The sequence below is a fragment of the Symbiobacterium terraclitae genome, assembly GCF_017874315.1.
Classification (GTDB): Bacteria; Bacillota; Sulfobacillia; order Symbiobacteriales; family Symbiobacteriaceae; genus Symbiobacterium; species Symbiobacterium terraclitae.
The window spans coordinates 1-22,322 of record NZ_JAGGLG010000038.1; the positions used below are offsets into that span (position 1 = coordinate 1).

Below are 22,322 nucleotides of genomic sequence, written 5' to 3' on the forward strand. Positions count from 1 at the left end.
TCCATTGTAACAGAAGGGCGGCTTCTTTTGTATTTAGACAAAAAGAAAAGGGGGCTGTCCCTAAGTCATCCTCGATGACTTTTGGGACAGCCCCCTTCGCGCACGTAGCTCAGGTCGGGTATCCCATCGAATCGGGACATCTATCACATCCGATCCGCGCACGATCCTGTCACAATGGCAGTAGGAGAGTCACCACAGTACCCCGGCCCGGAGCCGAGTCGATCCTCAGACGTCCGCCCAGGCGGTCGGCCCGCTCCCGCATGATGGCCAGGCCGTAGTGGTCCTCGGCCGGCGGCTGGGCCGGGTCGAAGCCGCAGCCGTCGTCAACGATCGTCAGATGGTATCCCTCCGGCTTCCGCGAGACCCCCAGGCGCACACGGGTGGCCCGGGCGTGCCGGTGCACGTTCATCAGCGCCTCCTGCACGATCCTGAGCACGTCCTGGATCCCGCTGCAGACGACGTCCTCCCCCGGTTCCAGGTCGACGGCCAGCTCAACTTGCAGGCCCGACAGCCGGTAGAAGTGGGCGAGGGTGTCGGCGAGGGCGGCGATCAGCCCGATGCTCTGCTGCATCGAGCCCCGGAGCCTCCTGATCAGGCGCCGGACCTCGGTGAGCGTGCCGCCCAGCACCTGGGTCACCGCGCTCAGGTGCTCCTCCACCCGTGACGGCGAATCGGTGAGCAGGCTCTCCTGCAAGTCCTGCAGCAGGAGCTGGAGGCCGAAGAGGTTCTGGGAGAGGCCGTCGTGGACCTCCTGCGCCAGGCGGGCCCGCTCCCTGCGTAGCGCCTCATCGTGCAGCCGCATCATCTCCGCCGCCAGGGAGACGGAGTCCGCCACCTCCTGCAGACAGGCGAGGTCGGCGTCGTCGTACTCCCGTTCCGTGCGGCTGGCGGCCATGAGCACCCCCAGGACCCCGCGCTCGCTGCGGACCGGCACGCCGATGGCGGCCTTGAGCCCCTCAGCGAGGAAGATGGGGTAGGAGCGCGGGTCGTCGGTGAGGTCGTCGGGAAAGCGAAACGTGCGCAGTGGCAGATCGCTCAGCACGATCCGCCCGGCGAAACCCTGGCCGGGGCGCAGGCGGATGGCCGTCACGTCGGGCGAGAGGTTCCCGCTGGTCACCTGCCACCGGACCTCCTGTGCCCTGCTGTCATAGAAGGCGAGGGCGGCCAGGTCGCTCCGCAGCATCTCCCGGAGCGTGTCGAGCACCCGGCGCAGGCCGCTGCTCAGGATGACCGGCTCCGGGTCCTCCCCCTCGATCGTGAGGAGCGCCGCGACCCCGCCACGGGGCTCCCCGGCCAGCGGGCTGGCGGCGAGCAACACCCTGGTGCCGGGCAGGCCGGCCGGCATGCGGCCGTCGGCCGCATTTCCGCGCAGGGCCCTGCGCAGCGGACAGACCTCCCCGGCACAGTCCGTGCAGCGGAAGGCCTCCCGGCAGCGTTTCCCCACCCGAGCGCCCAGAATCTCCAGCGCCGAGGCGGATGCGCCGGTGATGCGGAGATCGTGGTCGAAGATGATGACGGGGTGCTCATCCACGTGGGACCACCTGCCTTCCGGGAGGGATCGGAGGCTCCCTGCCCTGGGCGGCCGCGTGTTCATCTGGCCGGTTATTGCAAATCGTAACACAAAACAATAACCATCGGCATTGGGCCGATGCTCTAAGTCCTCCCCCCTCAACGCCTGATTGCGCGGATGGCGTCCTCCAGACGGCGGCCCACCTCGGCCAGCGCCCTGCCGCCGCTGCTGAAGGGCTCGGCCACGGCCGGTGCGACGCCGGCGTCGGAGAGGGCCGCTATGGTCTCGTCCAGCGGGATCCGCCCGAGGAACGGCACACCCGTCGAGCCCGCCACCAGTTCCCCGCCGCCGCTTCCGAAGAGGCGGCCGCTCATGTTCTCCACGACCCCGATGACCGGGATGCCCGCCTCCCGGCAGGCGGCAATGGCCTTCCGTCCGTCGGCCAGGGCCGCCCGCTGCGGTGTGGTGACGACGACGGCGCCGTCGACCCGTCCGAGCAGTTCGTTCAGGCCGATCAGCTCTCCCCCGGTACCGGGCGGCATGTCGACGAGCAGCAGGTCGAGCCGGCCCCATGCGACGTCGGCCAGCAGGCGGGTCAGGAACTCGAACTTGTACGCGTCGCGCCACATGATCGGGTCGTCCTGGTCCTGCAGGAAGAACCCGCTGGAGACCAGCCTGAGGCCGGCTGCCGGTTCCACCGGCACCAGGCCGCCTTCCCCGGCCCGCATGCGGGCGCCCTCCACCCCGGCCAGGAGCGGCAGCGTGGGGCCGGAGAGGTCGGCGTCCAGCACCCCCACCTGCAGGCCCCGCATCGCCAGAGTAGCCGCCACGTTGTAGGTCACGGTCGACTTCCCCACGCCACCCTTGTTGCTGAGCACCAGCACACGGCGGCCGATCTCCTTCAGCCTTCGGTCAAGGAGCCAGATCGAGTGCCTCTCCTGGTCCAGTTCACACTGCCCGGCTGCGGTGCAGAGGACGCAGGGCGTCGCCTTCTCGCATAGGGTCATCTGCGCTTCCCTCCTCTGGGGGGGCGGCAGGGAGGGCGAGGAGCGCCCACCCCGCCAGGAGCAGCAGGTGCTGCTGGTTGGTATGGAGTCCCAGGCCGGCCAGGAGGATCAGGCCGAGGGCCATCCGGCCCTCCCCGGCGACGCCGGTCAGCGCCAGCGTCGCCGCCCCGGCGGCCGCCACGTACAGCGGGGCGGGCCAGACCAGGGTAAGACCGAGGCAGTACATGGCGAAGACGCCGGTCATGTCGGCGTTCAGCCAGAACGCGAACAGCAGGAGCGCCGCGGGCAGGGAAGCCAGGAGAAGGCGCCGGCGCCACGCCGGGGCCTCGCCTCCGCCGGGAATCCGGGTGGGGCGGAGGGGCGGCAGCCCCATGGCCAGCAGCGCGCAGGCCGCCGCCAGCTCCGCCACCTGCAGGAGCAGGCCGGCCCCGGGGAGCGTACCGGGCAGGCCGAACACCACCCAGCCAAGCTGCAGCCCGCTGGTCAGGTAGCGCATGGCCTGGGCTGACAGGAGCAGGCCCAGCCCGGCCCGCCACCCGGGCGGGACCCTGGCCAAGGCACCGGCTGCCAGGGCGCAGACCGCCGCCAGAAGCAGCCCCGCCGCGAGGAACTGCCCGCCGTCCCAGCCCAGCCCGCCGGTCAGGGCCAGCAGCGCGGCTGCCCCGACCAGCAGGCGAAGCTGGCCGCTGTGCCCCACCAGGGTCAGGAGCAGGACCACGACGCCGAGGGCCAGACTCAGGTTGAAGGCCACCTCGCCAATCCAGACCAGCGCCCGGTAGGCGGAGAGCACCACTCCTTGTTTCGGGATGAAGATCCCGATCCGGGCGAAGAGGCGCACCAGCAGGAACTCTGCGCCTGCCGCCCAGAGGAGGGCCCGCACCATCGGGGGGCGCAGCGCATCAGCCACGGCTCCACCCCCCTTCGTCACGGCTTGAGCTCGAGCACCGCCCAGTCGGTGATGTACTTCATGCCGTCCCGCTGCATCTGCTTGCCGTCCCAGACCGCGAAGGCCGCCTGGAGTTGGCTGCCCGCCTCAAACTGCGGGTCGCCGTCGAGGGAGCGGGTGAAGACCGCCGCCCAGCGGCCGTCCTTCCAGACCGCCTCCACCGACGTGGGCTGTTCGGCTGCCGTCGTCAGGGTGCCGAAGCCCTCGGCGATCATGTTCTCGGCCAGCCCCCCCTTGTCGGGGAGCGCCCGCCGGTTACCCACCACCAGGGCGGGCCGGGCGTACAGGTCGTCGCCGAACACCTCCTGCACCTGGCCGGTGTCGTCGTGCCACCCGTCCACGTGCATGTTGGGGTAGGCGGTGGCCATCTCCCGGGCCCCCGGGCCGCGGTCGGCCCGCCAGTGCCAGATGTGCACCGGCGCGTCCAGCATGCCCATGCAGGCGCCAGTGGGCTGGGTCGCCAGTTCAACGGCGGCGGCGTCCGCGAAGTCCTGGGGGCGGAGGGTGTTCAGCTCCTGCGTGTTGTCGCTCCACTCCAGCCGGATCGCGATCGAACGGTCGTCGCGCAGCGCCTTCACCTGCACGTTCCCCTCGACCGGGTTGACCGTACTGACCACGGTGAGCGGCAGCACCACGCCGCTGACCCGCTGCCACTCCTCCGCCCAGGGGTCGTGCGGCAGCGCCTGGGCCCGCCGCACGACCACCGTCGGGTTGGCGGCCGGCCGGCGCGTGCCGGTCTCGACGGCCGCAAGCGCCACCGAGAGCAGCACGAGGCCGAGAAACATACCACCGACGACCATCTGGGTCCGCGAGAGTCGTCGGAACACCTTCATCGACTCAACCCTCCTCCTCACTCGCCGCGCCGCCGGCGGCCGCGGCCTGCTGCTCCGCCGCCGGTACGTCGGAGAGCCGCTCCGCGTCGTGCCGCACGTACCAGTCGGCCAGCCGGCTCAGCGCGTGGTAGAACCCGCCGGGATCGAGCCTCTCGAGCCTTGTCACCAGCTTCGGCAGCCAGCGCCCCAGGTGCTCCCGCAGGAAGCGGGCCTGGGCGTCGCGGCAGATCGCGGCCGCCTCCCGATCGCCGTCGGCCCTGGCCACCGCCTCCTTCAGGCAGAGCAGCGACATGAACTCCAGCTCGGTGGCTAGCCCGTCCGGCCGCTCGCCCTCCACATCGACCCCGAACGCCCGGTAAAAACCGGCCACGTCCGCCATCTGCTGGGTCTGCATCCAGACGTGGGCGCCGGTGTACTCGGTCTCGTAGAGCGGGCAGGGAACCGCCTGCCCCGCGAACAGGGCGTTGTACTCCGACTCCCGCTCTCCCGGCCCGTCCAGCGCCGCCTGCGCCTGCTTCGCCAGGGCGTATCCGCCCCGGGGCAGGTAGGCGCGCAGCGCCCTCGCCAAGGCGCCGCCCCTGAGCTCCCGGAGCAGGGAGGGCTCCGGGTAGAGGAAGCCGCGGGAGAGCACGGCGTAGACCCGGCTCCGCCGCAGGGCACCGTTCAGCGGCTCCATGGTGGCTCCCCCTCTCGTCAGGTGATGTTGTGGCGGTTCTCGGGCCGAACCTGGACAGGCTCCCAGATGGCGGTGCGCACCACCTCGTTGCCCGCCGCGTCGAAGCCCACCGCCTCCTCGTCCTCGATCCGGTACCGGTGGATGATCCGGTCGGTTGCGCCGAAGAGCTGGAGCACGCCCAGCAGCTCCTTGTCGGGGTGCGTGTAGGTCTCGATGGCCTCCTCGACGCCGGGGCCGAACATCTGGGTGAGGTAGGCTCGCGACACCCAGCGGGGCGGGATGTAGTAGACGTTCGGCTCGGTGCCGAACTGCGGGTAGAGCGGCAGCGCCACCTTCGCCTTGTGGACCAGGTAGTGCACCGGCGACTCGGGGTCGTCCACCCAGCCGAAGAGCCGGATCTTGCCGATGCAGGTGGCGATGCACCGGGTCGCCTGGCCCTGCTCGATGCGCGGGTAGCAGCCGATGCACTTCTCGCTGGTGCCCGTGGTGCCCCGGTACATGGGCTTCTTGTACGGGCAGGCCTCCATGCACTTGCGGTACCCCCGGCAGCGGGCCTGGTCGATCAGCACGATGCCGTCTTCCTGCCGCTTGTAAATCGCCTTCCGGGGGCAGGCCGCCAGGCAGGCGGGATAGGTGCAGTGGTTGCAGATCCGGGGCAGGTAGAAGCCCCAGTGCTGGTGCTCGGGCAGCGACTCGCCCCGGGGGTTATGCCCCCTGGAGGCGTCCTCGTAGAGGTTCGGGTGGCGCCACTCCTCGTCAGAGGGCAGGTAGCCCAGGGCGACCATGCCGGTCACCGTCTGCTTGGCCGGGTCCCGCGCCTCGAAGATCGTCTTGCCCTCGTAGGTCCTGCCGTTCCACGGCTGCGGCCCCAGCATGGAGAGCAGCTTCACGTCCCAGTTCTTGGGGTAGCCGCCGTAGGGCTTTGACTCGACGTTGTTCCACCACATGTACTCCTGGCCCTCGCTGAAGGTCCAGGTCGACTTGCAGGCCATCGTGCAGGTCTGGCAGCCGATGCACCGGTTCAGGTTGAAGACCGCCGCGAACTGTCGCTGCGGCCGGGCCTCGGGGAAGGCGTACTCCATCTCCCGGCCCAGCTGCCAGTTCTTCACCATCTCAGCCACCGGCTAGCTCCCCCCTTTCGCATCAACGAAGCCTCCCTGCAGGTACCTGAGCATCGTCTCGTTCTCGTTGCCGGGCGTGAACCCGCTGGTCGCCGGCTTCCAGACGCCCTGGCCCTGCGGGCCGCCGTCCTCGGCCTTGGTGATCTTCACCAGCGTCTCCTTCGGGCAGGTGTTGGGCGCGTTCACGTCCACCTCATAACCCACGCCGATCTCCTGGCCCATGTAGGCCTTGCGGACCAGCGAGTCGGTCATCTGGCTGGGCTGCAGCCAGCCCCGTGTGGCCGACTGGTGCGAGCCGGTGCGCACGTGGGCCATGTAGCCGGTATCCGAGATCGCCAGGCCGTCCGTTCGGGTCTTGTTCGCCTGCACCGTCTTGGGCGAGGCGATCCAGATGGCGTGCTTCATCATCGTGACGCCCCGCGGGTAGGCCGGGTTGAACCGCACCCGGACCTTGAGCCGGGCCACCTCGTAGTAGGGGTCAGACTCCTTCCAGCCGATGTAGGGCCGGTCGGCCGGGTTGGCGTCGACGTAGACGTAGTCGCCGTCGTTGATGCCGAGCTCGGCCGCGTCCTCCGGGTTGATGTGGATCTGCGCCTCGCCGGTGGAGGGCGTGCGCGGGTCGTTCCGGTAGGGGTCGCCGAAGTTGGAGTCCCAGATCACGTTCCAGTCGGTCATGGCCCAGGAGGAGTGCACCCGGTGGCGGCTCTTCGGCGTGAGGAAGTAGAACCGGTAGCCCTGCTCCCAGAGCGGGTTGCGGGTCTGCTTCGCCTCGGCCCAGCTCATCTTGACGTTGCGGATCGACCGCTCGTCCGCACTCACCGCGTCCAGCGGCACCTCGTTCACCGGCCGGATGGCCGGGTGCGTGCCGAGGATCAGGTTGGGCAGGTACGGCGTGGCCTCCACCGGCTCCCGGTGGACGATCAGGTTCTCGCCCAGGTTGATGAACTCGTCCTCGTCCTTGTACAGCTCGATTCGGCCGGTCTTCGTGTACCAGGGCTTGTGCTCGTGCACCTGCTCCCAGCCGAAGATGCGGGGATAGGTCCGGAACATCATCAGCCAGTCGCGGTCGGACTCGAGCAGTTCCTGGATGTCGTAGCCGCTGGTGGTGTACGAGCCGTCGGAGACCCGCTGCAGGTAGACCTCGGTGCGCCCCTCGTTGACGAACTTCCAGTAGTCCGAGTAGCGCTGGTCGCCGGTCAGCTCGGCCAGCTTGCCCGCCACGCCGGCCATGACCTCCACGTCCTGCTTCGACTCGTACAGCGGCTTCAGCCCGCCCTTCCACACGTTGAAGAAGGGGTTGGAGCAGGCCGACGTCATGTCGGGGTGAGTCATCTCCGCCCAGGACTGCACCGGGAAGACCACGTCGGCGTGCTCGCAGGAGCCGGTCCACTCCCAGTCCTGCACCACGAACATCTCGACGTTCTTGTTAACCACCTCGATCATGTGGTGCGCCCACTTGGCGTTGTTCAGGTGGTTGGAGTTGGCGATCCAGATCGCCTTGGTGGGCGTCGGCATGTGGGTCTTGCCGGTGTAGTTCTTGCCGTTCACGATCAGCGGCCGGTCGCCGTAGTTCCAGTAGGCGGGGTGCTCCGACTTGTAGTACTTCTTGACCTTGATCTCCTCGGGCCTGGCGTTCGGGTCCAGGTTGGGGTTGAAGGGGTCCTCCGCCATCCAGAGCGGCAGGCCGGGGTGGTTCTCGCCGCGGTAGTTGCCGGCCCAGTGGGTGGTGTTGGCGCCCGGCTTGCCCACGTTGCCGGTGAGCGAGACCAGCAGGAAGGCCGCCCGGCCGGTCAGGTCGCAGTGGAAGTAGTGGTTGACGCCCTCGCCGGTGGCGATGTGCGCAGGCTTGATCGTCCCCAGATCGTGCGCCAGCCGCTCGATCAGCTCCACGGGCACGCCGGTCACCTCCGAGACCATCTCGGGGGTGTACTCCGCCACGTGCTCCTTGTAGAGCTGGTAGATCGTCTTGCACTCCACCGTGGAGCCGTCGGCCAGCCTCACGGTGAAGGTGCCCTCGAGGGCTGGCGTGTAGGGCAGGTGCGCCCCCACGTGCTCCCGGTTGATCACCCGCGGCGCGCCGGCAGCTTCGTCCCAGATCACGAAGTCGCCCCACGACTCCCTGAGGGCCGGGTCGATTTTCTGTACCGTCACCGAGTAGCCGGTGAGCCGGCTTGTAGGGATACCAAGGTCCTTGTTGGTCAGCCGCTTCAGCGTGTCCATGCGGACCAGGAGCGGCATGTCGGTGTGCTGCCGCACGAAGTCGAAGTCGATCAGCCCGTCCCGGTAGAGGATGTGCGCCAGGCCCAGGAGGAGGGCGATGTCGGAGCCCGGCCGGACGGGCAGCCAGTAGTCGGACTTCTGCGAGGCCGGGCTGTACTCCGGCGAGATGTTGACCACCTTGCCGCCGCGCTCGATGATCTCGATCCACCAGTGGGCGTCGGCCATCTTGTTCTCCACCTGGTTCTTGCCCAGGAAGATCATGAGCTTGGTGTTGCGGAAGTCGTTCATGTCCACGTCGGAGCACTTCACGCCGGTGGACATCGGGTGGCCCGGGTTCAGGTCGCCGTGCCAGTCGTAGCTGGACCATTGGCGGGCGCCCTTCTGGCCGTCGTAGAGGGCCAGCATGTTGGCGAAGCGGGCCAGGGCGTTGATGCGGATGACGCCGTTGAGCGCCATGCCGTTGCGGAACTTCAGGGTCTGCGCCCCGGAGCCGCCCATGGCCTCGATCATCTCCTCCGGGTAGCCCTGTTCCCGGAGCCGCTGCACGCCCTCCTCGCCGGAGTACGTCGCCATGATGTGCAGCAGCGTCTTCGCCACCAGCGTGTTCGCCTCGTCCCAGGAGACCCGGACCCAGTCGTCCCAGCCGCGGCGGAAGTACTGCTCCTTCACCTCGGGCCGCGACTGGTCGGGCCAGCCGGCCTCCACCCAGGCCTTCCATCCCTTGCGGACCATCGGGTACTTGGTGCGGTAGGGGCCGTAGATGCGGCGCGGCAGGGTGTAGCCCTTGAGGCAGCCGCGCGGGTGCCAGGACTGCGACGACATGGTGCCGTAGAGGTCGGTGGCCGTGCCCTCGGTGTAGGGCGGCTCCACCCGCACCATCACCCCGTTGCGCACCACGCCCTTCACCCGGCAGTTGTGCGTACAGTTGGGCACACACAGGAACGTGAACTCGGAGTCATAACGGTACTGATCCCGGTAGAGCGACTCCCAGTCGCGCCCCGGATAGGCGGCCAGTGGGTTCTCCACCTTGAACGGCTTGAGCGTCACCAGGTCGGCCCGGGCCCAGCGATGGCGCCCGAGCAGCGTGACGCCGCCCACGGCGGCCGCGGTGGCGACCAGGAAGTCGCGGCGGGAGACCTTCCCCGCCGTCTCACGCTTCGGCATGCAGCTCCTCCCCTCCGTTGGCGATGCGCCGGATCAGGGCCGCGACCCAGGCCTCGCCCCGCGCGCGGTAGATGTGGTTGGGCGCCCTGTAGAACGGGTTCTTGAAAAGCGCCAGGACGGCGTCGGGCGAGAACCCCATGCGGAGGAACTCCCGGGCGAAGGTCTCGGCCATCGCGTCCAGGCCCTCCGCGGTTCCGCCCGGCGCCTCCCCGGCGCAGCCCTCTACTGCGGACCTCATCGTCACCCCTCCCCTTGGCGAGCGATGGTCTGTTTCAAGCGTAACGGAACGCGGCCGGTCTCCCCCAGGGACAGCCTCCCTCCGCTCCCGGGACAAATGTCCCGAACTTGCGGGAGCCTTTTGGCCGCGGAAGGGATCGCCGTTCGGGCGGGCGAATAGGTGCACCGCACGGCGACGCGATGGGGGGCGATCTCCATGACAACCGTCTTGCTGGTCGACGACCACAGCGTGGTGCGCATGGGCCTGAAGGCGCTGCTCTCCCGCGCCGCTGGCTTTCAGGTGGCCGGCGAGGCGGCCACCGGCCGGGAGGCGCTCGAGAAGGCCGCGGCGCTCAGGCCGGACGTGGTCCTCATGGACGTGCGCCTGCCGGACACCAGCGGCATCGAGACCTGCCGGATGATCCGCGAGCAGCTGCCCGACACGAAGGTGCTGATGCTGACCTCCTACGACGACGACGAGGCCGCCGTTGCCGCGGTGGTCGCGGGGGCGGCCGGGTACATCCTGAAGCACGTCGAGGCCGACGAGCTGCTGCGCGCCATCCGCCTGGTGGCGCAGGGCACCTGCCTCCTCGACCCGCAGGTGACCCGCGGCGTGATGGAGCACCTGCGCGCCGGCGCCCGTACGGGCCCGCGCCTCGACCAGCTGAGCGAGCGGGAGCAGGAGATCCTGCAGCTCATCGGCGAGGGGCTGACAAACCGGGAGATCGCCGCCCGGCTCTACCTGGCCGAGAAAACGGTGCGCAACTATGTGAGCTCGCTCTTGCAGAAGCTGAACCTCTCCAACCGAACCCAGGCCGCCGCCCTGGTCAGCCGCAACCGGCTGCTGGGCGGGAGGATGTAATGAAAAAGACCTCGCTCCATTTCACGGAGTGAGGTCTTTTCACGTCTGCTGGTGCCCGAGGCGGGACTCGAACCCGCACGGCCGCACGGCCGCAAGATTTTAAGTCTCGTGCGTCTGCCATTCCGCCACTCGGGCCTGCTCGCGTTTACCCATCTTAACACGCGCGCTCCGACCAATCAACCGACCATTGGTCGGTCCTGGACGTACCGAAGGGCGCCCTTGCGGGCGCCCCGATCTCACCGCGTCGGTGCCGTCTGGTAAACCTGTTCGTCGGGCCAGATGAAGCCCAGTTGCTTGGCCTTGAGCTCCATCGACTCGTGGCTGGTGACGCGCTCCAGCGTCTCGGAGAGCCGTCGGTTTTTCTCCTGCACCGTCCTCAGCTCCGCCTCGACCTGCGCCTGTACCTGGAGCGCCCGGTTCAGCTCCTGCTCCGCCTCGTAGAGCTCCATCACCGCAAACGAGAGCACGCCGACCACCGCGGCGACAAGCGCGCCCGACAGCCAGTGGCGGCGCAGGGGATTTCCCTTTGCGCGGCGCACCGGCGTGGGCGCGGCCGTTACCGTCGACGCGTCTCGCCTGCGGGGAGCTCTCATTCTTCTTCCTCCCTGTCGGCGCTGTCAAACAGCCCGAGGGTGTCGCCGGGAAGGACGATGACAACCTGGTAGCCCTTGCTCTTTGCACGGTTGTACAGGGTCGCGACGGTGCCAGCCGCGAGCGAGAGCCGCTTGGCCACCTGCTCGTTGCTCCAGCCCATCTCCTTGAGAACGACGACCTGCCGTTCCCGGAAACTCAGCCGCTCGGCACCGCGAATCTCGATGTTCACTGCCCCGTCCGCCCCTGGCTAGTTGTACACAACCTGTGGATAGGCTGTGTACAAGCTGAGTACAAACCGTGTACAAGCTGTGTACGTTCTTTATACCTTCTTCCACGGGCGGGAAACTCCTCCTTGCGAGGGTCGCAAATCTTAGGATTTGGTTACGAATCGCGCGGCGGCTTTCGCCCCTGCAGCCACCGGCGCAGCGCGCGCCGCCAGCGGCGCTTCGTGAGCAGGTACTGGAGCCGCATCCAGCGGTACGGCCCGCGGAGCCGCCGGCCCAGCCAGGCTGTGACCTGCACGGCTACCCTGTACGCGAATCGCAGAATGGCGACGGCGGGATGCCAGACCAGCCGCAGGAACAGCGTCCAGAGCAGCTCCAGCAGCCAGGCGAGCAGCCTGAGCAGCCCATCGAACAGCCACAGGACGATCGGGCTCGCCAGCCACAGGTGCAGGCCCAGGCCGGTCAGCAGCCCGACGAGCACGTAGAACCGGTACTCGCCCCAGTTTCCCAGGAAGAGGCCGGCGCCCAGCATGGCGGTCGCGGCGCCCCAGAAGCAGAGGTCGCCCAGCGCAGCCAGAACGGGACCCGGCTGGACGAAACGCCTGACCGCCCGCAGCAGGTCGAACAGGAGGCCAAGCCCGACGCCGCTGAGGATCGTCATGAACAGCGCGTAGAACTGGAGCTCCATCCGCAGCACCGGACCAACCCCCCGCCCCTGTCTGCCGAATCGCGCCGGCTACCGCAGCAGCCGCTCCAGGAACGACCGGCTGCGCGGCTGACGCGCGCCGCGCTGGCGCGGGGTGGCATACTGCAGCGCGTTGATGTATCCCTCCACCGCGAACTGCCCCTTCTCCAGGTCGAGCTGCTTGATCTGCAGCTCCTCGCCCCGGATGCTCAGGAGCCCCATCTCGGTCTCCAGGTTGACCTCCTCGTCATCGAAGCTGTCCACGCCCACCACGCCGGTGATGTGCACCCGTTCCCGGTTGGCGATGGTGAGCGAGTGGCTGTGGCCGCCCGCCTCGTTCTCGTCGAAGGCGGGCCCCCGACCCTCCACCCGGTACGTTGTCCGCTCCTCCACCCTGACCGACCTCCTCTGCATCCCCTCCTGCCGGGGACCTGTCCCATCTCTATGCAGGCCCCGGTATTCTTATGTAGCAAATGGCAGCGGACCGCCTCCGCGGCGGTCCGCACGGTTATTCCGGATCGTCCTCCAGGTGGGGGAGCGTGCTGTCTGCCTTGAACTCCTCCGCCAGCACCTCGTACAGCTCCCGGGCCTCGGCGGCCCGTACGTGCTCCCGCACCTCCAGCACCCGGAAGGTCAGCTGCCTGCGGCCGAAGTCAATGAACACCGTATCCCCCGGCTTCACCTCGGTGCCGGCCTTGGCGAGCCGGCCGTTCACCTGAACCCGGCCTGCGTCGCAGACCTCCTTCGCCAGCGTGCGGCGCTTGATGACGCGAGAGACCTTCAGGAACTTGTCGATACGCACATGAACCGCTCCTCAAACGGAGACCGGACCCCACTGCGGGGCCCGGTCCTGATCTTCAGCGTTTAGACGCTCTCCTTCAGTTCCTTCCCGGGGCGGAAGGCCGGAACCTTGCCGGCAGGAATCTTGATCGGCGCACCGGTCTGCGGGTTGCGGCCCGAACGGGCAGCGCGGTTGCGAACTTCGAACGTGCCGAAGCCCACAAGCGAGACCTTGTCGCCCTTGTGCAGGGCCTCCTTGATCGACTCGACGACGGCGTTCAGGGCCTTCTCGGCGTCCTTCTTGGTCAGGCCCGCCTTCTCAGCGACACTAGCGACCAGATCCTGCTTGTTCAAGAATCGGTCTCCCCTTTCGAGGTAAGATTGGGTACGATTCCCGCTGAGCCGTATTCGGCGTGGGTTTGCAGAACTCCTTCCATTTCCTTTACGAGTGGTGTTATTTTCCCCTGTATTTTTCCCCGAATTCAGCCCGTTTAGCCTCATCCCAAAGCAAATCCATCTCCGAAAGGCCGACGTCCGTTACGCGCAGCCCTCGTTCGGCCAGCTTCTCTTCCACATACCGGAAGCGCCGTATGAACCTGGCGTTGGTCCGCGTCAGCGCGATCTCCGGATCCACCTTCAGCTTGCGGGCCAGGTTGACCACCGCGAACAGGAGGTCGCCCACCTCGCCCTCCTGATCGGCGGGCTCCGCCGACAGCACCTCGTCCAGTTCCTCCCGCACCTTGTCCGCGGGTCCCGCGGCGTCGGGCCAGTCGAAACCCACCCTGGCCGCCCGCTTCTGCAGCTCCAGGGCACGGGAGAGCGCCGGGAGCCCCCCGGAGACCCCGCTCAGGACCGAGGGCGGCGCCTGGTCCCCCCGCTCGGACCGCTTGATCGCCTCCCAGGTGCGGGTCACGTCGGCGGCGGTCTCCGCCACCGCCTCGCCGAAGACGTGGGGATGGCGCCGGATCAGCTTCTCCGTGATGCCGCTGACCACGTCGCTCATGTCAAACCGGCCGGCCTCCCGGGCGATCTGCGCGTGGAAGACCACCTGAAGCAGCACGTCGCCCAGCTCCTCGCACAGGTGGCGGGGGTCGCCCTGGTCGATGGCCTCCACCACCTCATAGGCCTCCTCCAGCATGTACCGCCTGAGGCTCTCGTGGGTCTGCTCCCGGTCCCACGGGCAGCCGTCGGCGGACCGCAGCCGGGCCATCACCTCCACCAGGGGATCCAGCGGCCAGCGCTTCCGCTCCGAGCGCTCAACCGGCCGCAGATACAGGGTTAGTGCGTAGTTTGCCCATTCGTGCGCCGCCAAACCGTCCAGCCGGACCTCGGCGACAGCGCCGTCACGGTACAGCCCAACCGGATGCGCCGGGGGGTAGTGGGCCAGCAGCAGCGCCTGCAGCCGTGCCGCAGTCCCGGGTGCAACACCGCAGACGAGGAGCGGCGCCCCGCCCGGCGGCGGCGCCTCCGCCAGCCTGGCCGCCGGGCGCACCTCCAGACCCTCGGAGAGGTCGATCTGAAACGCTCGCAGCAGATCATCGATCACGGTTGAGCCACCTCACTTGTCGCGCAGTAGCCGCAGCCGCCTGAGCAGGCGGATGGACGAGGGCGGTAGGCCGGGCACCAGCTCCAGGTCGACCTGCCGGACGCCGCCCAGGATCAGGATCGCGACGCCGTAGACGAGCGCGCCGAAGCCGATGGTCACCAGGCCCGAGAGGCGAGTCCACGGAATCGCCGTGCGGATCAGCGGGCTGGCCAGCGCCAGCGCGGCAGCCATCGCCAGCGATGCCGCCAGCGGCCGGAGGATGTTCTGCCGCACCCCCAGCCCAAGTCCGAACTTGCGGCGCAGGGCCGCCAGGTTGAGCCCCGCCGCGAGCAGGAAGCCCGCGGTGGTGGCCCAGGCGGCCCCGTTGGCACCCAGCGCCGGGATGCCTGTCCACCAGTAGGTCAGCACGAACTTGACTGCGACGCCAGCCAGCTGGTTCCACACCGACAGCCAGATCAGGCCCAGCCCCTGTAGGATGCCCGAAGAGGTCTGCTGGATCATGAGGAAGATCGTCGACCAGCCCAGCGGCGCCATGACGAAGTACCCCGGCCCCCGGAAGAGCACGCCGTAAGCCTCCCGGGCGGCGACCACCAGCCCCGCGGTGGCGGGCAGGCCGATCAGCCAGGTGAGCCGCATCGCCGCCGCCGCCCTATGGCGGGCCTGCTCCGTGCGGCCGAGGGCCAGCGACTCGGTGACCGCGGGCACCAGCGAGACGTAGAGCGCCTGGGCAAAGATCAGCGGAAGGTCCCGCAGCTGCGAGGCGTTGGTGATGTAGCTGAGGGCCCGCTTCGCCTCCGCGGGATCCACCCCGATGGAGATCAGCCGGTTGGTGATCAGGGACGTGTCGGCGAGCTGGATCAGGGGCAGCACCGCCCCGAGGAACGAGAGCGGCAGCGCGATGGCGAGGATCTGCCGCATCAGCCGCCAGGTGTCCGTCTCCTCCCACGACTCGATCCCCGGGGCGACCGTCGTCCAGTCGGCCATGGGGCGCTCCCGCAGGTAGATGTAGGCAGCGTAGAGCACCCCGAGGAGGACGCCGACGGTGTTACCGGCGTTGAAGGCCGCGGCGCCCAGGTTCAGGGCGACGGGCGTCAGCAGGAAGACGCCGAGGAGGCCGACCACGACCCGCCCGGCCTGCTCGATCACCATGGTGACGGCGGCGGGCCGCATGCGCTGCATCCCCTGGTAGAGGCCGCGCAGCGCGACCTCCAGCGTCACCAGGAGGATCGCCGGTGCAAGGGCCAGGAAGCCCGGGGTCGCCTCGGGGAACCCCTGCACGCGGGCCATCCACGGCGCCGCGAGGGCGAACAGGAGGCTGAAGGCGATCCCGCTGATGGCGAGGATGGTGGTGGAGAGCCGCACCACCCGCCGCGCGCCCCTCAGGTCTCCCACCGCCAGCCGCTCCGACACCAGGCGGGAGATCGCGACGTTCAGGCCGGTCGAGGAGACGGCCAGGATCAGCATGTACGGTGCGTTGGGCGGCGTCACGATCGCCAGCCCGTCCTCGCCCAGGGCCAGCTGGGCGACGGGGCGGTAGAATACGCCTAGTACGCGGGATATCAGGGAGCCCGCCGTGAGGAGCAGGGCCCCCCGCATGAATCCCTCTGCTCTGGACTGCTGCAATGACTTACCCCCCAGTGTCCCCGCACGGCGGGGACCCGACCGACGAGCATGGCTGTCGACGTTACGGCTACCGCAGAAGCCGCGCGCGCCCCAGGATCCCGGCCAGCCGCGGCCCGATGCGCGGGATCGCGGCCACGTCCTCCCGGTGGACACCTCGCAGCAGGAGGAGGACGAGGCCGTACAGCGCGGCCCCTGCACCGATCTCGCCCAGCAGGGCGAGGTTCCCCTCCGGCAGGTGCGGGAGCAGGGCCCGCAGGGCGCAGGCCATCACCAGGGCGCCGGCCAGCGGCTTCCAGAGCATACCACGGGTCTGCAGCGTCCGGCCGAGCAGCCGCTCCACGTCCACCATGTTCAGCAGCGCGGCCACCCCGAACCCGATGGCGGTGGCCCATGCGGCCCCTGCGATGCCGTAGGGGCCCGTCCACCGGGCGGTCAGCACAATTTTGACCGCCGCGCCCAGAACGAAGTTTCGCACCGGCAGCCCGATGCGCCCCATCCCCTGGAGCACCCCGGAGGTGGTCTGCTGCAGCATGATCGGGAAGACGGCCCAGGCCATGGCCTCCATGGCCGGCCCGCCGTTGGGGTCGCCGTAGATGAACCGGTAGACCCCCGTGGCCAGCGCCCAGAGGCCCGCCTGTGCGGGAATGCCCAGGAGGAAGGTCATCCGGTAGGCCTGCCGCGCCTTCCGCAGCGCCGCCTTGCGGCTCCCGGCGGCCATCTCCGTGGTGATGGCCGGGAGGATCGCGGTGTAGACGGCCAGCGACAGGATGGCCGGCAGGTTCGCCACGTAGTGCGCGTTGGCGAGCAGGCCATACTGCTCCTGCGCGTCGAGGCTGGCGACGCCGGCGGCCGCCAGCGCCCGCAGGACGAAAAACGTGTCTGCCATCATCATCAGGGGCGCCACGGCGCCGATGACCGCGATCGGGCCGGCCACGGCGAAGATGCGGGCGTAGAGCCGCGCTGCTCCCGGCTGCAGCCGGTCCTCCCCGGCCTCCCGGCCGGCAGCCGCCGCCTGCTCCGCGTGCCAGATGGAGCGCCGGTTCCGCAGGTAGAGGAAGAGCATATAGGCCAGCGCCGCGGCCGCACCCGCCACGTCCCCCAGGTTGAACCCCGCGGCCCCCATGGGCAGCGAGACCCGCACCAGGATCCAGGTGAACGCCAGGCCGCAGGCGACCCGCACCACCTGCTCGATGACGTACGACAGGCCGCTGGGCGCCATCTGCTGGAACCCCTGGTACAGGCCGCGGTACGCGGCCAGCATCGACGTCAGCAAGAGGGCGGGCGCCATCGCGCGGAAGCCCGGCGCAGACTCGGCCGCGTCGGGCGCAATCGCCCGGGCGATCCAGGGCGCGCCGAAGAAGAAGGCCAGCGCTCCGGCGAGCCCCAGGCCCGTCATCAGGGCCAGCGAGGCGCGGAAGACGCTGCGTGCGCCCCGCGGGTCGCCCACGGCCATCCGCTCGGCCACGAGCCTGGCGATGCCGACGTTGAGGCCCACCGAGGTGAACGAGAGGATGATCATGTAGGTGGTGAACGGCACGTTGGCCAGGGCGAGCCCCACCGCGCCGCCCCGCCCGTCGAAGGGCGCGAAGATCCGGGCGACCAGCGGCTTGTAGATGAGTCCCAGCAGCCGGGCAACCAGCGTGGAAAGCGTGAGGATCAGCGCGCCCCGGAGAAAGGATTCGCCCCTGCCTGCGTGCATGCTGACCCTCCTCCGGTCCCACCGGCGTGTGCGAACTGCCTAATCTTCCTCATGTTATCCCACGGCTCCGCCGGCGTAAAGACCAGGTGCCCCCGCATGCAAAACCGTTCAGGAGCGGGGTCTGCTCCTGAACGGTGGTGGACTCTCCTGCTATTGCTCCATCTGTTTAGCGAGAAACCCGGCAGCGGTCTCCGCCAGCTTGATCTCGGTCTCGGTCATCACGGCATCAGGCTCCCGTGAACAGATGATCACGGCCCCGATGGGGTCACCTCCAGCCACGATGGGGGCGACTACGTACACGGGGAAGCGGTTCTCCTCCTCGTCGTCGCCGATGATGGAGCCGCGCAGCTTGCCTTCACCCGCCCTGGTCACCGTGATCGAGCGGCGGTCTTCCATTGCCCGCTCCACCAGCGAACCGATGGGCTTGTTGAGGAATTCCTTCTTGGGAGCTCCGGCTACGGCAATCACAGTGTCCCGGTCGGCGATCAGTGCAGTATGCCCGACGGCCTCGTAGAGAGAGTCGGCGTACTCCTTGGCGAACTCCCCCAGTTCCCCGATCGGCGAGTACTTTTTGAGGATCACTTCGCCGTCCCGGTCGACGAAGATCTCCAGGGGATCGCCCTCCCGGATCCGAAGGGTTCTACGGATCTCTTTGGGGATGACAACCCGGCCCAGGTCGTCAATGCGTCTGACTATGCCTGTGGCCTTCAAGTACAACCCTCCTCTGTAGGCAGCGACTTCGGCTCGACTGCCGATAGTATACGGCAGCCCGAACCGCCCCTATTCACTTTTTGGCAGCCCCCCCACCGGGGCGTTTCCGGTGACATTCTATGCAGAAGCTGGCAGGGCAGGCGCACTTCTACCTGACAGAGGCCAGGGTCAGCTCACGCAGCTGCTCCATGAGCAGCAACAGGGTGCGCAGCAGCGAGCGGGGCTCGAGCCCGCGCACGTTGACGACAAAGCTGGAGGGCTTCAGGCCGCGCGGGATCTCCACGCGCCCCCGGAACTCGGCCTTCCGGCCCAGCCCCGCCAGCCGGTCGAACGGGAAGCGGGCCGCCTCCGCGGGCTGGAACTTCACGGTCACGCGGTCGCGCATCTGCGTGATCGCGGTGATGCCCAGGCGCGCGCAGTGCACCTTCAGCCGGGCGATGTCCAGCAGGTTCTTCACGGGGTCGGGGAGCGAGCCGAACCGGTCGACGAGCTCGTCGGCCACGTCCTCGGCGTCGGCCATAGAGCGGATGGCGGTGATCCGCTTGTAGGCGTCGATCTTCTGCCGGGCGTCGGGGATGTACTGGTCGGAGATGAAGGCGTCGACCTGCAGCTCGATGTTGGCCTGCACCTCCACCGGCGGCGCCGGCTCGCCCTTGAGCTCGCGGACCGCCTCCTCCAGGAGCTGCGTGTACAGCTCGAAGCCGACCGTGACGATGAACCCGTGCTGCTCGGGGCCCAGGATGTTGCCCGCGCCGCGGATCTCCAGGTCGCGCATGGCGATCTTGAACCCCGAGCCCAGCTCCGTGAAGTCCTTGATCGCCCGCAGCCGCTTCTCCGAGGCCTCGGTGAGCACCTTGTCCCGCTTGTAGAGGAAGTAGGCGTACGCCAGCCGGTTGGAGCGCCCCACCCGACCTCGCAGCTGGTAGAGCTGGCTCAGCCCCATGTGGTCGGCGTCATCCACGATGATCGTGTTCACCTGCGGCATGTCGATGCCGTTCTCGATGATCGTGGTGGCCACCAGCACATCGTACTCGCCCTCCATGAAGTCCAGGAGGATCTGCTCCAGCCGGTCCTCGGGCATCTGTCCGTGCGCCACGGCGATGCGCGCCTCGGGCACCAGCTGGTGCAGCCGGCCGGCCACCTTGTCCAGCGTCTGGATGCGGTTGTGCACGAAGAAGACCTGCCCGCCCCGCGCCAGCTCCCGCCCGATGGCGTCCTGCACCAGGGCGTCGTCGTACTCGGCCACGAAAGTCTCCACCGGGTACCGGTCCTCCGGCGGCGTGGTAATCACCGACATGTCCCGCATGCCCACCATCGCCATGTGCAGCGTGCGGGGGATGGGCGTCGCCGAGAGCGTGAGCACGTCCACGTTGGCCTTGAGCTGCTTGATCTTCTCCTTGTGCGCCACGCCGAACCGCTGCTCCTCGTCCACGATGAGCAGCCCCAGGTCCTTGAACTTCACGTCGTCCGACAGCAGCCGGTGCGTGCCGATCACCAGATCGATCCGCCCGTCCGCCAGGCCCTTGATGATCTCCGCCTGCTCCTTGGGGCTCTTGAAGCGGTTGAGCACGGCCAGGTTGAGCGGGAAGCCCTCCATGCGGCTCTTGCAGGTGGCGTAGTGCTGCTGGGCCAGGATCGTCGTGGGCACGAGGATGGCCACCTGCTTCCCGGCGGACGCGGCCTTAAAGGCCGCCCGCAGGGCGACCTCGGTCTTGCCGTAGCCCACGTCGCCCAGGAGCAGCCGGTCCATCGGCCGGGGGCTCTCCATGTCCGCTTTGATCTCGGCGATGGCCGTGAGCTGATCCGGCGTCTCCTCATACGGGAAGGCATCCTCAAACTCCCGCTGCCAGACGCTGTCCGGGGGGAACGCCGTGCCGGGCTGGCTCTGCCGGATGGCCGCCAGCCTGAGCAGCTCGGCCGCCATCTCCCGGATCGACTCCTTGATGCGGCTCTTGACCCTCGCCCACTCGCCGCCGCCCAGCCGGTTGAGCCTGGGCTCGTGCCCCTCGGCGCCGATGTATTTCTGGATCTGGTCGACCTGCTCGGTGGGGATCTTGAGCCGGTCCGTGCCCTCGTACTGGATGACCAGGTAGTCGCGGGTGGTGCCGAGGATGGTCTCGGAGCGCACCCCCAGGTACTTGCCGATGCCGTGGGTGGCGTGCACCACGTAGTCGCCCACCTGCAGGTCGTGGTAGCTGGCGATGCGCGCCGCCTGCCGCCCGCCGGCGGCCCCGGCCTGTCCGGCCCCGTGCACCACGCCGGCGCGGCGCCGCCGGCGCTGGCGCCCGTGAATCTCCGCGTCCGTCACGACCACCAGGCGCTGGCCCGGCCACTGGAAGCCTCCCTCCAGCGACCCGATGCCCACCCAGACGGCGCCCGGCATCGGCACGGCCACCTCGGCCCCCTGGGCTCCGGCGCCGCTCTCGACCTCTGCCTCCACCATCAGCTCGCGGAGCCGCTGCTGCCGCTCCGGCGTGCTCGCCAGCACCGTCACCCGGTAGCCCTGCTTCTTCCAGCGCTTCAGCTCCTCGGCGAAAAGCGGCCACTGGCCGTGGAACTCCTGCATGGCCGTCGCAGTAAAGCCCACCTCGTTTGCCGGCCGGATGCCCGGTATACCCCGCCCGAGGGCGCTGAAGTAGATGGCGCTGCCCTGGCGGCACCGCTGGAACAGCGCGTGGTAGTTGAGGTAGAGGCCCAGCTGGCCCGGCAGCAGGCCGCCCCGCTCCAGCATCGCCGCCTGCCTGTCCGCGTCGCGCGCCTCCAGGTCCGCGCTGGCGTCCCGGATGCGGGCCGGCTCGTCGACGAAGATCAGCGGCGGCTCGGGGAAGTAGTCGATCAGGGTCTCCATCTGGTCGTAGAAGAACCTGGCGTACTGCTCGAGCCCGGAGAAGTAGATCTGCTGCTCCAGCTTGGCCAGGTGCCCCTCCACGCGCTCCTCCAGCTTCTGCGCGGCGTCCACCGTGTCCAGCAACGCCCGCTGCGCGGCAGTGCGCCGCCGCTTCGCCCCGCCCTTTGCGGCGCCCTCCCCGGCCCGGTCGCCCTCCGCCGCCTCGACCGCTCCGGGCGCGGGCTGCGCCTCGCGCTCCCGGATCCGCCGGAGGCGGGCCACTGTCTGCGCCAGGTCGCGGCGGATCCGCTCGACGGCCTCGTCGATTCCCGCCTCAGGCAGGATGAACTCCCTGGCGGGCCCCACCGCGACCGAATCCAGCCGCTCCACCGTCCGCTGCGTGGCCGGGTCAAAGCGGCGGATCTCGTCGATCTCGTCGCCCCAGAACGCGACGCGCAGGGGGTAATCGGCCGAGAGCGGGAAGAGGTCCAGGATCTCACCGCGCACGGCCACGTGCCCCTTGGACTCCACCATGTCGACCCGCTCGTACCCCTGCCGCACCAGCCGCGCCAGCAGGTCGTCGCGCTCGATGCGCATCCCCGGGGAAAGGGTGAGGAGCGCGCGCTGGAAGACGCCGTGGGGCGTGAGGCTACGGTAGAGCGCGGCGGCAGGCGCCACGACGATCAGGTCCTCGCCGCGCGCCAGCCGCTCCAGCACCGCCAGCCGCTGACCGACCACCTCCGGAGAGTGGGCCACCACCTCGAAGGGCATGTACTCGATGGGCGGGAAAAGGGCCACCTCCCGCCCGGGAAGCCACGTGAGCAGGTCCTCGCGGAAGCGCTCGGCCTGCTGGATCGTCGCCGTGATCACCAGCACGGGCCTGCCGGTCCTCTCCCGCAGGGCCGCTGCGAGGGCGCTCTTCAGCGAGCCGGCCACACCGTAGACCATCTGCTCTGCGAATCCGCGCCTCACGCCGTCGTAGAGCGAACTGAACTCCGGTGAAGCCTGGAGGAGCCGAAGCAAGGTCTCACTTGGCATGAAGGAACCTCCCCGAGAAGCGCCGCCCGGTCCCGGCGGC

20 protein-coding genes and 1 tRNA gene are annotated in these 22,322 nt (G+C 69.0%); 1 reads left to right on the top strand and 20 read right to left on the bottom strand.

Annotated features, from left to right (window positions below; genetic code table 11):
• Positions 1-169 precede the first annotated feature (169 nt).
• The 8 genes from J2Z79_RS16365 to J2Z79_RS16400 form a co-directional block, all read right to left on the bottom strand.
• Positions 170-1,531 carry a GAF domain-containing protein gene (locus tag J2Z79_RS16365; protein WP_209467980.1) on the bottom strand — a complete coding sequence of 454 codons (1,362 nt, stop codon included), beginning with the start codon at positions 1,529-1,531 and terminating at the stop codon, positions 170-172.
• 137 nt (positions 1,532-1,668) lie between these two features.
• Positions 1,669-2,517 carry a P-loop NTPase gene (locus J2Z79_RS16370; RefSeq protein ID WP_209467981.1) on the bottom strand — a complete coding sequence of 283 codons (849 nt, stop codon included), beginning with the start codon at positions 2,515-2,517 and terminating at the stop codon, positions 1,669-1,671.
• On the bottom strand, positions 2,459-3,424 hold the full coding sequence (locus tag J2Z79_RS16375; protein WP_209467982.1) for a hypothetical protein: 966 nt from the start codon (positions 3,422-3,424) through the stop codon (positions 2,459-2,461). The genes J2Z79_RS16370 and J2Z79_RS16375 overlap by 59 nt, the downstream gene beginning before the upstream one ends.
• A gap of 17 nt (positions 3,425-3,441) precedes the next feature.
• A complete protein-coding gene (locus tag J2Z79_RS16380; protein ID WP_209467983.1) occupies positions 3,442-4,296 on the bottom strand; it encodes an ethylbenzene dehydrogenase-related protein in 855 nt (284 codons plus the stop codon).
• 4 nt (positions 4,297-4,300) lie between these two features.
• Positions 4,301-4,972 carry a TorD/DmsD family molecular chaperone gene (locus J2Z79_RS16385; RefSeq protein WP_209467984.1) on the bottom strand — a complete coding sequence of 224 codons (672 nt, stop codon included), beginning with the start codon at positions 4,970-4,972 and terminating at the stop codon, positions 4,301-4,303.
• 17 nt (positions 4,973-4,989) lie between these two features.
• Complete coding sequence (locus tag J2Z79_RS16390) at positions 4,990-6,084, bottom strand: 4Fe-4S dicluster domain-containing protein (RefSeq protein WP_245302907.1); 1,095 nt, start codon at positions 6,082-6,084, stop codon at positions 4,990-4,992.
• Positions 6,085-6,096: 12 nt separating this feature from the next.
• Positions 6,097-9,477: a molybdopterin-containing oxidoreductase family protein gene (locus J2Z79_RS16395; protein WP_209467986.1), complete on the bottom strand. Its 3,381-nt coding sequence runs from the start codon at positions 9,475-9,477 to the stop codon at positions 6,097-6,099.
• Positions 9,464-9,715 (bottom strand): hypothetical protein, encoded by a 252-nt coding sequence (locus tag J2Z79_RS16400; RefSeq protein ID WP_209467987.1) that lies wholly within the window; start codon positions 9,713-9,715, stop codon positions 9,464-9,466. The genes J2Z79_RS16395 and J2Z79_RS16400 overlap by 14 nt, the downstream gene beginning before the upstream one ends.
• A gap of 195 nt (positions 9,716-9,910) precedes the next feature.
• Between J2Z79_RS16400 and J2Z79_RS16405 the strand changes: the two genes are divergently transcribed.
• Positions 9,911-10,555 (top strand): response regulator, encoded by a 645-nt coding sequence (locus J2Z79_RS16405; RefSeq protein WP_209467988.1) that lies wholly within the window; start codon positions 9,911-9,913, stop codon positions 10,553-10,555.
• A 49-nt stretch (positions 10,556-10,604) separates the two neighbouring features.
• Here J2Z79_RS16405 and J2Z79_RS16410 read toward each other — a convergent pair.
• The 12 genes from J2Z79_RS16410 to mfd form a co-directional block, all read right to left on the bottom strand.
• Positions 10,605-10,690 (bottom strand) — tRNA-Leu (locus tag J2Z79_RS16410).
• A 101-nt stretch (positions 10,691-10,791) separates the two neighbouring features.
• A complete protein-coding gene (locus tag J2Z79_RS16415) occupies positions 10,792-11,148 on the bottom strand; it encodes a hypothetical protein (RefSeq protein ID WP_209467989.1) in 357 nt (118 codons plus the stop codon).
• Complete coding sequence (locus J2Z79_RS16420) at positions 11,145-11,378, bottom strand: sigma-70 region 4 domain-containing protein (protein ID WP_209467990.1); 234 nt, start codon at positions 11,376-11,378, stop codon at positions 11,145-11,147. Before J2Z79_RS16420 ends, J2Z79_RS16415 begins: the two co-directional genes overlap by 4 nt.
• 152 nt (positions 11,379-11,530) lie before the next feature.
• Positions 11,531-12,061 (bottom strand): spore cortex biosynthesis protein YabQ, encoded by a 531-nt coding sequence (gene yabQ / locus J2Z79_RS16425; protein WP_245302909.1) that lies wholly within the window; start codon positions 12,059-12,061, stop codon positions 11,531-11,533.
• A 48-nt stretch (positions 12,062-12,109) separates the two neighbouring features.
• Positions 12,110-12,451 carry a sporulation protein YabP gene (gene yabP, locus J2Z79_RS16430; protein WP_425353541.1) on the bottom strand — a complete coding sequence of 114 codons (342 nt, stop codon included), beginning with the start codon at positions 12,449-12,451 and terminating at the stop codon, positions 12,110-12,112.
• 115 nt (positions 12,452-12,566) lie between these two features.
• Positions 12,567-12,860 carry an RNA-binding S4 domain-containing protein gene (locus J2Z79_RS16435; RefSeq protein ID WP_209467993.1) on the bottom strand — a complete coding sequence of 98 codons (294 nt, stop codon included), beginning with the start codon at positions 12,858-12,860 and terminating at the stop codon, positions 12,567-12,569.
• 62 nt (positions 12,861-12,922) lie between these two features.
• Complete coding sequence (locus J2Z79_RS16440; RefSeq protein ID WP_209467994.1) at positions 12,923-13,192, bottom strand: HU family DNA-binding protein; 270 nt, start codon at positions 13,190-13,192, stop codon at positions 12,923-12,925.
• A gap of 100 nt (positions 13,193-13,292) precedes the next feature.
• Positions 13,293-14,384 carry a nucleoside triphosphate pyrophosphohydrolase gene (gene mazG, locus J2Z79_RS16445; protein ID WP_342589522.1) on the bottom strand — a complete coding sequence of 364 codons (1,092 nt, stop codon included), beginning with the start codon at positions 14,382-14,384 and terminating at the stop codon, positions 13,293-13,295.
• 12 nt (positions 14,385-14,396) lie between these two features.
• Entirely contained in the window at positions 14,397-16,007 is a 1,611-nt protein-coding gene (locus J2Z79_RS16450) for a putative polysaccharide biosynthesis protein (protein WP_209467995.1), read from the bottom strand.
• A gap of 67 nt (positions 16,008-16,074) precedes the next feature.
• Positions 16,075-17,706 (bottom strand): putative polysaccharide biosynthesis protein, encoded by a 1,632-nt coding sequence (locus J2Z79_RS16455; RefSeq protein WP_209467996.1) that lies wholly within the window; start codon positions 17,704-17,706, stop codon positions 16,075-16,077.
• A 150-nt stretch (positions 17,707-17,856) separates the two neighbouring features.
• Positions 17,857-18,417 (bottom strand): stage V sporulation protein T, encoded by a 561-nt coding sequence (spoVT, locus tag J2Z79_RS16460; RefSeq protein ID WP_209467997.1) that lies wholly within the window; start codon positions 18,415-18,417, stop codon positions 17,857-17,859.
• A gap of 148 nt (positions 18,418-18,565) precedes the next feature.
• A complete protein-coding gene (mfd, locus tag J2Z79_RS16465) occupies positions 18,566-22,282 on the bottom strand; it encodes a transcription-repair coupling factor (RefSeq protein ID WP_209467998.1) in 3,717 nt (1,238 codons plus the stop codon).
• Positions 22,283-22,322 lie beyond the last annotated feature (40 nt).

Coding starts and splice junctions, on each gene's coding strand:
- J2Z79_RS16385 (WP_209467984.1), bottom strand. CDS start 4,972: ATGGAGCCGCTGAACGGTGCCCTGCGGCGGAGCCGGGTCTACGCCGTG.
- J2Z79_RS16395 (WP_209467986.1), bottom strand. CDS start 9,477: ATGCCGAAGCGTGAGACGGCGGGGAAGGTCTCCCGCCGCGACTTCCTG.
- J2Z79_RS16455 (WP_209467996.1), bottom strand. CDS start 17,706: ATGCACGCAGGCAGGGGCGAATCCTTTCTCCGGGGCGCGCTGATCCTC.
- J2Z79_RS16405 (WP_209467988.1), top strand. CDS start 9,911: ATGACAACCGTCTTGCTGGTCGACGACCACAGCGTGGTGCGCATGGGC.
- yabQ (WP_245302909.1), bottom strand. CDS start 12,061: ATGGAGCTCCAGTTCTACGCGCTGTTCATGACGATCCTCAGCGGCGTC.
- J2Z79_RS16380 (WP_209467983.1), bottom strand. CDS start 4,296: ATGAAGGTGTTCCGACGACTCTCGCGGACCCAGATGGTCGTCGGTGGT.
- J2Z79_RS16390 (WP_245302907.1), bottom strand. CDS start 6,084: ATGGTGAAGAACTGGCAGCTGGGCCGGGAGATGGAGTACGCCTTCCCC.
- J2Z79_RS16400 (WP_209467987.1), bottom strand. CDS start 9,715: ATGAGGTCCGCAGTAGAGGGCTGCGCCGGGGAGGCGCCGGGCGGAACC.
- J2Z79_RS16370 (WP_209467981.1), bottom strand. CDS start 2,517: ATGACCCTATGCGAGAAGGCGACGCCCTGCGTCCTCTGCACCGCAGCC.
- J2Z79_RS16415 (WP_209467989.1), bottom strand. CDS start 11,148: ATGAGAGCTCCCCGCAGGCGAGACGCGTCGACGGTAACGGCCGCGCCC.
- mfd (WP_209467998.1), bottom strand. CDS start 22,282: ATGCCAAGTGAGACCTTGCTTCGGCTCCTCCAGGCTTCACCGGAGTTC.